At 33.9% G+C, this 13,194-nt stretch carries 15 protein-coding genes; 6 read left to right on the top strand and 9 right to left on the bottom strand.

Features of this window, described 5'->3' with window-relative positions; translation table 11 throughout:
* Window positions 1-112: 112 nt before the first annotated feature.
* The 5 genes from WC707_05855 to WC707_05835 are packed head-to-tail and all read left to right on the top strand — an operon-like array spanning window position 113 to window position 4,436.
* Window positions 113-1,081, top strand: coding sequence for a GDP-L-fucose synthase (locus WC707_05855; protein MFA6066677.1), 969 nt, complete (start codon window positions 113-115; stop codon window positions 1,079-1,081).
* Complete coding sequence (locus tag WC707_05850; protein MFA6066676.1) at window positions 1,065-1,925, top strand: glycosyltransferase; 861 nt, start codon at window positions 1,065-1,067, stop codon at window positions 1,923-1,925. The genes WC707_05855 and WC707_05850 overlap by 17 nt, the downstream gene beginning before the upstream one ends.
* 2 nt (window positions 1,926-1,927) lie before the next feature.
* The gene (locus WC707_05845) at window positions 1,928-2,755 is read left to right on the top strand and encodes a glycosyltransferase family 2 protein (protein MFA6066675.1); all 828 of its coding nucleotides are present in this window, start codon (window positions 1,928-1,930) and stop codon (window positions 2,753-2,755) included.
* A gap of 9 nt (window positions 2,756-2,764) precedes the next feature.
* Window positions 2,765-3,652: a glycosyltransferase family A protein gene (locus WC707_05840; GenBank protein MFA6066674.1), complete on the top strand. Its 888-nt coding sequence runs from the start codon at window positions 2,765-2,767 to the stop codon at window positions 3,650-3,652.
* Between the two features lie 10 nt (window positions 3,653-3,662).
* The gene (locus tag WC707_05835; GenBank protein ID MFA6066673.1) at window positions 3,663-4,436 is read left to right on the top strand and encodes a hypothetical protein; all 774 of its coding nucleotides are present in this window, start codon (window positions 3,663-3,665) and stop codon (window positions 4,434-4,436) included.
* Here WC707_05835 and WC707_05830 read toward each other — a convergent pair.
* Entirely contained in the window at window positions 4,426-4,962 is a 537-nt protein-coding gene (locus tag WC707_05830; GenBank protein ID MFA6066672.1) for a hypothetical protein, read from the bottom strand. The genes WC707_05835 and WC707_05830 overlap by 11 nt on opposite strands.
* Window positions 4,963-5,089: 127 nt before the next feature.
* Between WC707_05830 and WC707_05825 the strand changes: the two genes are divergently transcribed.
* The gene (locus WC707_05825) at window positions 5,090-6,529 is read left to right on the top strand and encodes a leucine-rich repeat domain-containing protein (GenBank protein MFA6066671.1); all 1,440 of its coding nucleotides are present in this window, start codon (window positions 5,090-5,092) and stop codon (window positions 6,527-6,529) included.
* 21 nt (window positions 6,530-6,550) lie between these two features.
* Here the strand turns inward: WC707_05825 and WC707_05820 are convergent, their stop codons facing one another.
* The 8 genes from WC707_05820 to WC707_05785 all read right to left on the bottom strand — a co-directional run.
* A complete protein-coding gene (locus WC707_05820) occupies window positions 6,551-8,677 on the bottom strand; it encodes a hypothetical protein (protein ID MFA6066670.1) in 2,127 nt (708 codons plus the stop codon).
* A gap of 18 nt (window positions 8,678-8,695) precedes the next feature.
* Window positions 8,696-8,929, bottom strand: coding sequence for a transposase (locus WC707_05815; protein MFA6066669.1), 234 nt, complete (start codon window positions 8,927-8,929; stop codon window positions 8,696-8,698).
* A 96-nt stretch (window positions 8,930-9,025) separates the two neighbouring features.
* Window positions 9,026-9,850: a hypothetical protein gene (locus WC707_05810; protein ID MFA6066668.1), complete on the bottom strand. Its 825-nt coding sequence runs from the start codon at window positions 9,848-9,850 to the stop codon at window positions 9,026-9,028.
* A gap of 9 nt (window positions 9,851-9,859) precedes the next feature.
* The gene (locus WC707_05805; protein ID MFA6066667.1) at window positions 9,860-10,372 is read right to left on the bottom strand and encodes a hypothetical protein; all 513 of its coding nucleotides are present in this window, start codon (window positions 10,370-10,372) and stop codon (window positions 9,860-9,862) included.
* A gap of 256 nt (window positions 10,373-10,628) precedes the next feature.
* Complete coding sequence (locus WC707_05800) at window positions 10,629-11,267, bottom strand: hypothetical protein (protein MFA6066666.1); 639 nt, start codon at window positions 11,265-11,267, stop codon at window positions 10,629-10,631.
* Between the two features lie 12 nt (window positions 11,268-11,279).
* On the bottom strand, window positions 11,280-11,831 hold the full coding sequence (locus tag WC707_05795) for a hypothetical protein (GenBank protein ID MFA6066665.1): 552 nt from the start codon (window positions 11,829-11,831) through the stop codon (window positions 11,280-11,282).
* A gap of 107 nt (window positions 11,832-11,938) precedes the next feature.
* Complete coding sequence (locus tag WC707_05790) at window positions 11,939-12,292, bottom strand: hypothetical protein (protein MFA6066664.1); 354 nt, start codon at window positions 12,290-12,292, stop codon at window positions 11,939-11,941.
* Window positions 12,293-12,305: 13 nt separating this feature from the next.
* A partial coding sequence (locus WC707_05785) for a hypothetical protein (protein MFA6066663.1) occupies window positions 12,306-13,194 on the bottom strand: 889 nt, incomplete at its 5' end.

The following is a 13,194-nucleotide window of genomic DNA, read 5'->3' as shown; positions in this document are numbered from 1 at the left end:
GAAATTTCGAAGAAATTTTGTATCGAAAGACAGCATGATTTGTTTATCTTGACTAATCACCGAACGCGTGCAAAAGTAGGCATATTTAATTCACCGTAACATAAGAGAGAGTATGGAGCACAGTTCGAAAATTTATATTGCGGGGCATCAGGGACTTGTCGGCTCAGCACTGTATCGATTATTAACAGCTCAAAATTTTAATAATTTAGTAGTAAAAACCCAAGAAGAATTAGATTTACGACGACAACAAGACGTAGAAGATTTTTTTGCCACAGAAAAACCTGAATATGTTTTTTTAGCCGCAGCTCGTGTTGGTGGCATAAAAGCAAATATAGAACGGCCTGCCGATTTTATTTATGATAACATAGCCATCGCAACGCACGTTATTCACGCAGCATATACACATAACGTTAAAAAATTACTTTTTTTTGGATCATCATGCATTTATCCGCGCAACTGTCCACAACCGATCTCAGAAGAATATTTAATGACTGGGTTACTAGAACAAACCAATGAGCCATATGCGCTTGCCAAAATAGCCGGTATAAAACTATGTCATGCCTATAATAGGCAATATGGCACCAAATTTATTACGTGCATGCCAACCAATCTATACGGTATACATGATACATTTGATGTACACAATGGGCATGTTATTCCAGCGCTTATTGCAAAGATATCTCAGGCAGATCAAGAAGGATATCCCTGTGTTGATATATGGGGAAGCGGCCAAGCTGTTCGCGAATTTTTATATGTAGACGACCTTGCACAAGCGGCATTATTTCTTATGCGTGAATACCAAGATTATGCCCACATCATTAATATTGGCACAGGCCATGGACACACTATTATGATGCTCGCATACGCTATAGCCGATATAATTGGCTACAACGGCAGACTTTTTTTTGATACCAATCAACCAGAAGGCGTAGGACACAAAGTACTTGATGTAGAGCGCATGAAAGCCTTAGGATGGCACGCTCATACAACATTATTAGAAGGCTTACAAAAAACCATTTCGTGGTATCAAACACAACATGCTCTCTTTACACGCTACTGTGAATATGAAAAACATATTTAGTCTGATATGCCTTTGTATTGCACTCGGTGCACTTGTTTATTATATAACTCACTATAAAAAACCGGTTAACTTTGACACATCACTTCAAGTAAAAAAATACAAAAATCACCTTAATGATCAATGGAGTCGCTATGCGTTACCCATTTTTCAAAAATTATATGAGCAAAATAATCTTGCATCTATTAAAAAAAATTCTGTCATCAAAATCCCTAAAAAAATTCATCAAATATGGCTCGGCAGCTCATTCCCCGAAAAATACCGTGCCTGGCAACACAGCTGGATACATCACCATCCAGATTGGGAGTATATATTATGGACCGAAGAATCTTTAAAAGATCTACCCATGTTTAACAGAGAAATGTATGAAGCGGCATGCAACTATGGAGAAAAGTCCGATATAGCACGGTACGAAATTTTAAATATGTATGGAGGTTTATATGTAGACACGGACTTTGAATGTTTACAGTCGTGCGATATTTTTAGTTACTATGATTTTTATATTGGGATTCAGCCACTTGATACAAACATGCTACAACTTGGTACGGGCCTTATAGCCTGCGCTCCAGGCCATGCTCTTATTCGGGCATTAATAGAATATTTACCACAACAAAAACACATACAACAAATTATTGCAAAAACGGGCCCCTTATACGCAACGCGTGTTTTTTGTGCACGCGCATTACAATCTCCAGGAAAAATTTGCGCTTTTCCCCCAACCTTTTTTTATCCATGCGGGTATAATCAAAATACTCGTGATAAAAAATCTTGGATCAAACCAGAATCATATGCTATACATCATTGGGCAGGGAGTTGGTTAAGTAAAGATGCTTTTGTAAAGGAATAATAATGAAGCGCATAAGTTTAATGATTCTTTTTTTTGTTACGCATATCATAGCCCATCCAACCCCATCGCGACTACATTTTTTTGTCGTTATACCTACCTACCACAATAAAGAATATTGCCTCGAAAATATCGAAACATTGGCCAGCCAAACGTATCAAGACTGGACAGCAATTATTGTTGTTGATGGAAATCAAAAAGACGATGATGGGACCGGCGATATTGTAGAAAAATATATTAATGATCATGCATTAAACGACAAAGTTATCATTCATCGCAACCATAAGAGACGTGGCGCTTTATACAATATTTATCATGCTATTCATCGACATGCCCACGATAATTGGGTGATCGTTTTATATGATGGCGATGATTTTTTTTATACCGATACGGCACTCGAAAGAATAGCTCAAGAATATAGTGAAAGAGGTGAGCATGACACGTGGTTTACCTATGGTCAATACATTAATTATCCAGATAATACACCAGGCCATTGCCATGAATTTCCTCAAAAAATTATACGCACCAATAATTTTAGATCTTATCCATGGATAGCATCACATCCCATTACTTTTTACGCGTGGCTTTTTAAAAAAATACATAAAAAAGACTTACAACATGATGGAAAATTTTTTAAGGTTGCATGGGATGTCGCATTTATGCCAATGCTAGAAATGGCATCCGGTAAACATATGCGTTTTATACCGGACATTTTATATGCCTATCGGCATCATGAAAGAAATGATTACAATCTCCATTATTCAAGCATTCCAAAAACAGTAAAAATAATTCTCGGTAAAAAAAGATATAAACCACTTATAGATATAAACTAAAAGGCGCTTATGAAAAAAATACTCTCTGTATGCTTACTTCTCGTCAGCTCGTTACTAGTGAATGCCGAGGTTACCAAAAAATATGCGCGAGACAATATTCATTTTTTGATAGTCGTACCGACCTATCACAATCAACGTTACTGCATCAAAAATATAGAAAAAATAGCATCGCAAACCTACACCAATTGGACCATGTGCGTTATCGTTGATGGTGAAATTGCGCAGGATGATGGAACAGGAGATTTGATAGAAGAATATGTAGCTACTCATAACTTACACAACAAAATTATAGTAAAAAGAAATGATGCTCGTTTTTTGGCACTCAAAAATATTTATGACGCGATACATACCTATGCCGATGACCGGTCAGTTGTTGTACTCGTAGATGGGGATGATTGGCTATACGATAATCATGTTCTAGAAAAGCTTAACGCTATTTATTCACGCTATAATGTTTTTTTAACATATGGCCAATTTCAAGAATATCCAAGTGGTAATCGTGGATTTTGCACACCGTTCCCTCAAAAATTTGTAAAAAGCAATATGTTTCGGCGCTACGTTCATTTGCCATCGCACCTACGTACTTTTTATGCCTGGCTTTTCAAAAAAATAGACCGAAAAGACTTACTCTTTAATGGGAATTTTTTTGAAATGACGTGGGATCAGGCTATCATGTACCCCATGATCGAAATGGCCGGCGAACGGCATGCATTTATTGATGATATTTTGTATGTATATAACTGTGAAAATGAAATTAATGATTTTAAAGTTAATGCGCCTTTACAAAGCTATCTTGCGGGCATTATTAGAGCAAAAAGCCGCTATCAAAGACTTGACAATGAGGTAACGCAGCAATTTGCCAAGCGACCACTCTTTAAACAGATATCAAAAAAATAGGCATAATAACATGGAAAATAACCATAATTTTTTTTTATTATGCGCTGCTATTTTTTTTACAGCGCATACATCGCACAACTATGCTGCTCGACAACCTGATAAACCACCACAAAAAATAGCTTTATGCATTATGGCAACAGGGAAATATATAGAGTTTGCAGAAAATTTGATAAGCTCTGCGCGCAGTTTTTTTTGTAGAAAGCATCACGTTACATATTTTGTATTCACTGATGGTATCTTAAAAAATAAAAAAGATGATATAGTCACCGTTTACCAAAAAAGACTAGGATGGCCACAAGATACCCTCATGCGCTTTCATACTTATTATCGCGCAAGAGACTTATTGGAGCCATTTGATTATATTTTTGCAATAGACGCTGATATGCAATTCGCCGACAGCATTAATGATGAAATTTTGAGCCCGCTCGTTGCTACCATACATCCAGGATATCGTCATCACAGAGGCCCGTATGAATGCGATAATATTTCACAAGCATATGTCAGCGATAAAGAGGGCACACATTATTTTGCTGGCGGATTTTACGGTGGCCGCCGCCAAGAATTTTTTAAGCTCTTAGAGACCGTTATACACAATGTAGATACAGATTTAGCGCGTAATTATATTGCTGTATGGCATGATGAAAGCCACCTCAATCGCTACTTTATTGATAACGAACCTACCGTAAAGTTGCCCATTATCTATTGCTGGCCAGAAAACTGGAAAATAACTGAAAGAAAGAAGATTATAGCGCTTAGCAAAAATCATGCTGAGGCTAGGGCGTAGCCTCAGCATTAATACCGTTGGCTATGATTCCTGCCTCGATTAAACATCGTATAGCTAAAGCTAATTCAAAATACTTGCGTCCATCATTAGAGTCTAATCTGTCAATATAATAATCAAAAAGCGTTGCTCCAAAAGCCGTCAATAAGCCACTTGTTAAGATTGCATCACCTATACCAACTGCTTTATCAAGATCACTTTCTTTTTTTGGTTCTTCGGTCAACTTTCCTTGCCTGAGTAAATCATATGCATCTTTAAACTTATTTAAAGCAAGCATGACTGTTCTCAGAGTTAATACTGAGCCAAATGGTAGATGATGATACCCAGCCAACGGGCTAATATATTTATCTCTTCGAGCAAAATATGAATGCTGGACTACAAATAATAGTCCTGTTCCTAAGAAAATAGAGTCAGCGATCTTTATATTTTTCTTTGTGAATATTTTTTCCGCCGTCGCTGTCGTATTGCTATTGTGCAGCATTAAGCCAGCAATAACGTAGACAAAAATAAGATTTTTTTTCGTTATCATAATTCTTTTGTTGTTTAATATCCAGTTGCTTGATGTGTGATCTAGATGCTCAAATATACACGATATATATTTATAAAATTTAATTATACTGAGCGGAATGTAATTTTATTTAAAAAATGCGCATCACATGAAAAAATTTATCATTTATCCTCTCTTATTCAGCTGTCTATCCCTTATTGCGATGGATCACACAGTACAAACGATTTCTTTTGCAAAATTATTTGGCGATACTATTCCAGAAGAATGTATTACCGTAGTACAAGATGAAAATGGTGTTTTTATTAATAAAATTGACCTTTCAGCTGATACATTATCTCAAAAATATGGTAAAAAATTGAATGGGTTTTTGAAAATAGCCCCTCGCTACAGAGCTAATAAATATGATTTTAGCATCGATCTGAGCAATAACGAGCTTAAAGAGGTTATTGTATGCGCAAGCTATAATATCAGCTACTTGAATCTAAAAAATAATTGCTTAAAAAAAGTAACTTTAAGGGTCGATGCTTTTTCCTCAATAAAAAAAATTGATTTAAGTAATAATAATCTTGAACAATTTCCGACAACATATCATGAAGCGTATATTAAGAGCCTATCATTAAAAAGTAGATTAATTTTGGCTACAAAAAAATTTCTAGAAGCTTGCCAAGAAAAGTCTTATGTCTGTTCATCAGGAGTTTCAGCATTTTTTTATTGGCTTAGTCGAAGGGCTTCAAATACATCTAATTATTATGTTGGCCTTGCTGGAGATAAAATTGCGACCTATGAAAAATTAGCTGTGCATTCCAAAGAGCTCAGGGACTTTATGAATACTTCTTCATTGCGCATGAGCTCTTATAATCCATTGGCAGAATATTATTTAGATGATGCTCAATATTATACTAGATTAAAATGGGGACTTGGCATGATAGGTATTGGTATCGGTATTGTGGCAGCATATTATGCCATATATCAAGCTAAAGAATCTTACAATAGTGCCGTCTGGTGGCGGAAGAACCGTAGATTGCCAAGCGCCAACAATATCAAGGTTCTTAATTTGAGTAACAATAATATCAGTAAAATTCCTCATTATATTGGTGAATTTAAGCTAAGATCGCTTAATCTTGCAGGCAATAATATTGAACAATTACCCTATGAACTGACAAAACTAACTAATCTTCAAGAGTTAAATTTGCTTGGAAATCCTCTTGGCCAAAATATGCATAAAAATTATCTTAAAAAAAACAAAATCCATGAAGCACCTTGCGGTTCTATAAATTATGCTTGCCTTCAACCAGTCCCGGGATTCAGTTTTATATGGAATTTATTTGGAAAAAATATAAAAGAACAAAAAGCAAAAGAATCTGCTGAATTATATAGATACATTTCTAAGCTTAGGCTTGAGAGAAAGTTTATCGATACACGTCAAATCAATATCGTAAAGAATGATGATGGAATATTAACTGGTTATCTTAATACTAAGCCTTTAAAACCAAGCGATCCTGTTCATGAGCTAAGAAAACTAGCAAAACATATGCCTTATCATGTTATTCAACATATTAATAGTTATATTTATCATCCGCAGAAATAGGTCCGAAAACAATATTGCCCTTTATTCTGCTTCTTTATATTTTTCGGTGATATAACTACTTGCTGCCAAGGTTGCCTGATTTAATTTAGTTTTTATGTATGTTAATGTTTCTTCAGGATATGTCGTTGCGCCTACTAAATACTTCAAGATATCCTTAAATATTTCTTCTTCAATGGCAATGCCTAAATCACCAACAGTTTTTGCATAATTTACTAATGCATCACATACTAGTTTGGCTGAAAGTGCTTGATTTAATTTATGTTCGCCTACTAATTTTCTGGCGTTATTATTAATTATAACTGCTTGTTTTAACAACTGTTGAACTTCTAGCCGCGCAAGATTAACAGACCCCATGTTATTGAGCGAGTTTATCAGCTCGCCATAAACATGTAATTGAACCCGGTTACCCTCAAACTCTATTAAACAGGTTTCTGGAACTTTGGCGCCTAAATTTTCAAGAACATTATATGTTTGATCGTTTAAAGAAAATACCTCTTTATGAAGGGCTCCGAATTCTTGAATGTGTTGTTGCACAGATCGAATAAGCGCGGAGTTTTTTGCATCTTTCGAAAGTTCTACATTCTGCTCTCCTTTATAGATTCTCTGGGCAATATCGCCAAAACTTTCCTGCTCTCGCTGGCTAATAATATACTTACAGTTGACTATTGTTTCTTTAATAACTTTATACTCGCTAAGTTTTTCTTTTTTAGATATTTCTGCTGCATGTAGTGCTTTTTGATTGGCGGTATCTTTACATGTCTGTATTTCTTGGCAACAGTTTTTTAGTTCTCGCTCAACTTGCTTTTTTCGCCTTTCAAGTTTGCCTAAAGACTCTTTGCATTCACTTAATGATTGAAATGCAAGTTTATTTTTCTCGCGATAAGTATTAATTATTTGCATATATTCATCGCCCATAACAGCAGTGCGACCAAGAGCTTGTGTCGTATATTCCGCATCTTTTTGCACTTCAGCGTTATAGTGGTTTTCAGCAAAACAAAACCTATCAAATATATTTTTTATATAATCATAGGCCTCTTCAGGATGTGCCAGAGCATAGAGTAGACCTGTTGCGCAAGGATAACTTATATCACTCGGCATAACCAATACAAGTGTATTTTCTTCGATCGTTTCTTTTAATCCTAAATCCTCAATAGTTTTTACATAATCTATTAAGGCATCGCATGCTAATTTTGCTGAAAGCGCTTGATCTAATCTATGTTCACAAACTAAGGTTCTTCCAGAATCATTAAACAGAACCGCTTGTTTTAGTAGCTGCCGAGTGCTCAGGAGAGTATTAGGAATATCCCCAATTTTATTGAGAGAATCTACAAGCTCGCCATAAACATATAGTTGCCCACGATTTCCTTCATATTGTATTTCACGAATTTTTGGAACTTGAACACTAAAATTTTTAAGAGCCGCATATGTTTTCTCGTTTAAGGAAAATGTCGCTGTATGCACGGTTCCACATTCTTGAACGTGTTGTTGAACAGCTTGAATAAGCGGAGAGTTTTTTGCATCTTCCGTAAGTTCTACATTCTTTTCACCCTTATATATTCTCTGCGCAAAAGTGCAAAAATTCTCCTGCTCACGCTGCTTAATTAAATCTCTGCAATAAACTATCGCTTCTTCAATAATTTTAAGCTCCCTCTTTTTTGCTTTATACGAAGCTCTTGTATCGAAATAAATTTCTTTAGCCTGATTTTTCTTTGCTCGTAATGCTTCACACCAAGAGGATTTAAATGACCAAGAGTCAAAAAAATTAACAATTCTTGCTAAATACGTCTGTAATATTTGTTCAATTTCTGCAAGTACTTCTTTATTCTTTTGATGCTCTTGCGCATAATAAAGTTTATCTTTCTCTATACACTTTTTTCTATCAATAAGCTTTGTTAAAAAACTGTTACATTCAGATAATGATAGAAATATCATTTTATTTTTTTCGCGATAAAACCTTGTATATTCATTTTCAGGTATCTGTCCTGGTATAAAATTAAGCGGTCGTACTGGATCAATTACATCTAATCCCAACCTTTTCCGCTCTGCGATTTTTCGAAAAAATTTTTCAACATATTTATAATCATCATCACATTCAAGACTTTTGTGAAAAGAAAACATGCATAAAACATATAATAAAAGATGTACCATAAAATTAATCTCCATGAGTTAGCGAAAAATAAATACAGGAAAGATCAATGAAAGCATAACTGCATAAAAAATATTGGTAAAATGAGATTGCATTTCACAACTTTCTTCCAATTGCTTTTTCCATGCAAATATTTGGCTTGAAGCCACGCTATATTCTTGGCATAATTCAGCAACTTTTTTTTTCTCTTTTAGAGCTTCTAATGCTACTTTTGCTTTAAATAAACTTCCGTGTCTTTTATAGATTCTTGCCATATAAATTTCCCCAAAGTAATGATGTTGTTTTCGCATCATTACCCTACCTTTTTCTCCAATTGCACGTGTCCAGTTTATAGGGGTCATTATACTCATCTAATCTGGTCTATTAAAATAAGTTTTAAATTCTCTGATGCCAATACCCTTGCAAGCCTCTACAAACAATCGTGTATAAAACGCTGAATCAATCACTTGAGCGCGTTCAATAGTTTTATATTTTATATTATTGATCGGTGTAATAATTACATAAAATTTCATCAAATGAATATTTACATCATATCCCTGCCAGGAACAATCGAATGCAAAATCTTCTTTTTGCACCGCCTCTATAATTTGATTAGTTTCAATATGCTCTACGTTTTTAAAATGAGCATTTCCAGAATTAAACAAATTATTTGCTATTATCTTGAGGTAATCATAAAAAGTTTTGCCATCGTCAGAATAAGTACAGCCTAATGATGCTGCCAATGTATTTGGAATTGGTTTTGGCAGCAATTTAAAATCGTTCTCTATATCTTCTTCCACTTCAATGTATTTAATAACTAAATCCTCACATAGACCACATAATATGGTTAAGTACTGGCCGACATCTAACATGCTTTCTCCCGCCGGGCACCCAACATTAGCTTCTAGATAATTGGCAAATCTACTTATAAAAAGACTAAATTCATCATTTGTTCCATGATAAAAACCTAAGTCAACACCAGTTTCACCCCACATAAGCCGTATCTCTCTTGAAGTTTCAGATAACGTATTGGCTATAAATTCTTCAGCGGTAAAATTGTTTTTTTGCTCTGAGAAAAAATATTCAATTTCATCGAGAATAAGTGATATATTTGAAAAAAAAGTAGCGATAGTTTTTTTATTAAATTTATTTTCAAATCTAATTAATATTTGAGTGATTTTATTACTTCTATGCATATTCTTACCTTACAACTCTAATAATATTTCTAAAAAATCTACGTTGTTATTTTTTAATGCATCCTTTAATGGTTCGGGTAAAGCTTTTCCTGAAACAAAAAGAAATTTTTTACCTGCAACTTCTTCCGCTGTTATCTTATGTCTTACAATTGATCGCATTAAAGTATCCAATTTATCAGGATCTATGGCATCATGGTAAAAATTTCTGTATTTACATTCTATCAAAGTATCGCAAGTGGCCAAATCAAAATCCAAAGGATCAATTCTTTTACTAGGGATTACTCCTTTTTGATAGTATTTTGAACCAAATTCCGTGATTTTCATATCGAATTTATCTTCTAATGCTATCGCTGCTTCAACTTCAAAAGTTGTTCCCTTTGAAGAAGTAATTCGTGAAGTAAATTTTTCCATTTTTTCAATTTCTCTTTCATTTTTTAATAAACTACCAACTTTAATAATTCTTTCCAAGACAGCATCCTTTTCACCGCAGAAACCTTTTATCGAATGAAAACGATCGACCATATGCTCGAGGCGTTCCAAACTAATGGCTTCAGGGGAAACATAAGGAATTAATTCGGCTGCTTTTTGAGGAGTTGCAATTTTGATCGCATTTATTTTTTCAATAAATCCTGAAAATACTGGCAGTGGTTCGGGAATAAGTTTTGAGATTTCTTTACCAACACTTGTTCCAGTTTCTCTGGCCCTCTCAAGAAATTTAACATCTTGCTGTGCCGTTGCAATAACTTCTGATACAAGCCTTGTTGATCAATTAAAAGAACTAGTTTTGTTTCACAAAATTAAATAAATATTCTCTTAACCATGGATCATCTAAACGATCACAATCGCTAATGAATTTTACTAAATCAGATGATAATTTTGCGTCATATACAAACAATAACTCAGCTAAATTGTCTTGGATTTTTTGTAATTGATCAAAATAAATATCTGCGTCTTTCTTATTATTACAATTTTTTATTTTTAAAAATAAATTATCGATCTCTTGTGATAATAATGGAAGCAACGGTGTTATTTTATTAACTTGAACCAATTCATTTTTAAGAGACCACAAAAATTTTGATAATATTACAGAAGCTTGTATGTCGCAAATATATTGATCACGCTTAATTTTAGTAAATATTTTTAGACGCTCATTAATATCGCATAATGTATCAAAATTTATGACGAATTGTTTTAATTCATCTATGAGCAATACGTGTTCTTTATATAATAAAATTGATAAATTTAATTGAATTTTATCTAATAAATCAAAATATATTGTCGCTTCGGATATATTTTCTGAAATTTTAATTCTAAAAATCAAATAATTTATTTCATCGAATAATTGTTTCTGAAAAACTATCTGGTTATTACTAGATTTATCATTAATTTTTTGCAATAGAAGCATTATATTTTTCATAGAATCCTATAATTATTTAATTTGCTGAACATGCCAAACTTCCTTGGTAGTGGGATTATAAATCATTTCCCATCCATCAATCTCATATCTAAAAAATCCTGGTTTTTTATCAGAAATAATAATTTTAGGATTATCTAATATAGCTTGAGCAACTAATGATGGAGCTTTTCTGCCTTTTTCCCATAAGCGATTATAATAATATTCGCTGAATTTAAAACCATTTACTTCATAATATCCATTTTTTAAAATAGCCTCACAGGTTTTATTTATATCACTTAAAGAATTCGGGCTCTTAGAAATTTTTTCTTCGACCAATTTAACAAATTCTTTACCAACACTTGTTCCAGCTTCTCTGGCCTTCTCAAGAAATTTAACATCTTGCTGTGCCGTTGCAATAACTTCTGATACAAGACCCGCTGGTTTATTAATAAGCTCGGCAGTAGTTTCTATAATCTCTTGCGCTAAGGCTTTATTGGGGTGAGCAAGAATATGTTTAACAGTGCGGGCTTCGGCTACAAATTCTCCCGCTGATTTTACGAGCGCACCACCGATTCCCTCGAGCAAAACGCATTCAGTAAGGAACTTTGTTGTTGCTTTAACTTGATCACGGAAGGCTGGTCGATTTTCGAAATGATCTTCTCTTTTTTAATTCTATTGCACAAGACATCATCTTAAGCTTTTTCTTTTAATTCTAGTTCTTGGTAATACTCCATAAGACCATTATGAAAATCAAATAAAATTTCCTGTCCAATCCTTGTCAGATCACAATTCATTTTAGCTTTTGCTTTTTCTAATAAATTGATTACTATGGCAACTCCTTTAGCCGTTTTAAGGCTCTCGGATACATCGAATATTGGGTACATTGTTTCAGTGGTAAATTTCATTTCTGATAAAAAATGATTAATTTCCGGATCATTAATTGCCTGTTCTTCGCTAATTTCTTCTAAAGTGTACGTTAAACTTTCAAATAATCCCGAGGTGCATTTAAACGGCTTCTTGTTTTGAATATATATACTCATTGACATGACTGGTCCTTATTTAAATACTATTATCTAGTAGTTTGTAATTTACAAAATATATTTGCTGAATATTTTCTTTAGATAATAAATTGTTCATATGTTCTCTTAAAATGATAATATAAGCATCATTAGTATCTGTAACGTTCAGCAAAATTTTTTCTCCTTTCAAGATTTCATCTTTAATATCAAGTATAAAACTAGCATAATCAAAGTTTTTTTTGTTTTTTAAAGACAGATGTGGGGCAAATATTTTGACATCCCATTTATTACCAAAACTGTCTATAAAATCATATTCTCGTTCTATAGCTCTTGTTAATTTAGTACAAATTCCTAAATCTTCTGCGGCACAGCCCGTTAAGGCTTCTTGAACTGAATTGACAGTAACTTTGCCTTCTTGAGCCGCATCATATATGAAATTAACTCTGTGCGACTTACTTTCCACAATATATTTTATATCTTGCGAAAGTTTTTCTAATTTATTCAACATCTGAGGAACATCATTATTTATTATTTTTGTTTCACTAACTCTTAAAGCCTGCTGAGCATCTTCCAAAATTTTTGGGCCATATTTCTTAGTTAACTCAGCTGCTCCATTGTGAAATTCGCTGATCTTTGATAGATGAGCAACATTTTTAATTGAACCAGTTGAAGTGATAGTTTTTGCTTCTATTTCGGGAGCAAGTTTAACAAGTTCTTTACCAACACTTGCGCCAGTTTCTCTGGCCCTCTCAAGAAATTTAACATCCTGCTGTGCCGTTGCAATAACTTCTGATACAACACGCGCTGGTTTATTAATAAGCTCGGCAGTAGTTTCTATAATCTCTTGCGCTAAGGCTTTATTGGGGTGAGCAAGAATATGTTTAACAGTGCGGGCTTCGGCTACAAATTCTCCCGCTGATTTTACGAGC

The organism is Candidatus Babeliaceae bacterium, from assembly GCA_041660765.1.
Classification (GTDB): Bacteria; Babelota; Babeliae; order Babelales; family Babelaceae; genus JBAZVR01.
Note: the sequence above shows the minus strand (reverse complement) of the source record. Positions and strands in the feature narration are given on the sequence as shown.

Excerpts from the sequence above, each read along its gene's own strand:
- WC707_05830 (MFA6066672.1), bottom strand. The coding sequence starts at position 4,962 with ATGATAACGAAAAAAAATCTTATTTTTGTCTACGTTATTGCTGGCTTA.
- WC707_05815 (MFA6066669.1), bottom strand. The coding sequence starts at position 8,929 with ATGGCAAGAATCTATAAAAGACACGGAAGTTTATTTAAAGCAAAAGTA.
- WC707_05855 (MFA6066677.1), top strand. The coding sequence starts at position 113 with ATGGAGCACAGTTCGAAAATTTATATTGCGGGGCATCAGGGACTTGTC.
- WC707_05790 (MFA6066664.1), bottom strand. The coding sequence starts at position 12,292 with ATGTCAATGAGTATATATATTCAAAACAAGAAGCCGTTTAAATGCACC.
- WC707_05835 (MFA6066673.1), top strand. The coding sequence starts at position 3,663 with ATGGAAAATAACCATAATTTTTTTTTATTATGCGCTGCTATTTTTTTT.
- WC707_05850 (MFA6066676.1), top strand. The coding sequence starts at position 1,065 with ATGAAAAACATATTTAGTCTGATATGCCTTTGTATTGCACTCGGTGCA.
- WC707_05825 (MFA6066671.1), top strand. The coding sequence starts at position 5,090 with ATGAAAAAATTTATCATTTATCCTCTCTTATTCAGCTGTCTATCCCTT.
- WC707_05805 (MFA6066667.1), bottom strand. The coding sequence starts at position 10,372 with ATGGTCGATCGTTTTCATTCGATAAAAGGTTTCTGCGGTGAAAAGGAT.
- WC707_05845 (MFA6066675.1), top strand. The coding sequence starts at position 1,928 with ATGAAGCGCATAAGTTTAATGATTCTTTTTTTTGTTACGCATATCATA.
- WC707_05820 (MFA6066670.1), bottom strand. The coding sequence starts at position 8,677 with ATGGTACATCTTTTATTATATGTTTTATGCATGTTTTCTTTTCACAAA.
- WC707_05840 (MFA6066674.1), top strand. The coding sequence starts at position 2,765 with ATGAAAAAAATACTCTCTGTATGCTTACTTCTCGTCAGCTCGTTACTA.
- WC707_05810 (MFA6066668.1), bottom strand. The coding sequence starts at position 9,850 with ATGCATAGAAGTAATAAAATCACTCAAATATTAATTAGATTTGAAAAT.
- WC707_05800 (MFA6066666.1), bottom strand. The coding sequence starts at position 11,267 with ATGAAAAATATAATGCTTCTATTGCAAAAAATTAATGATAAATCTAGT.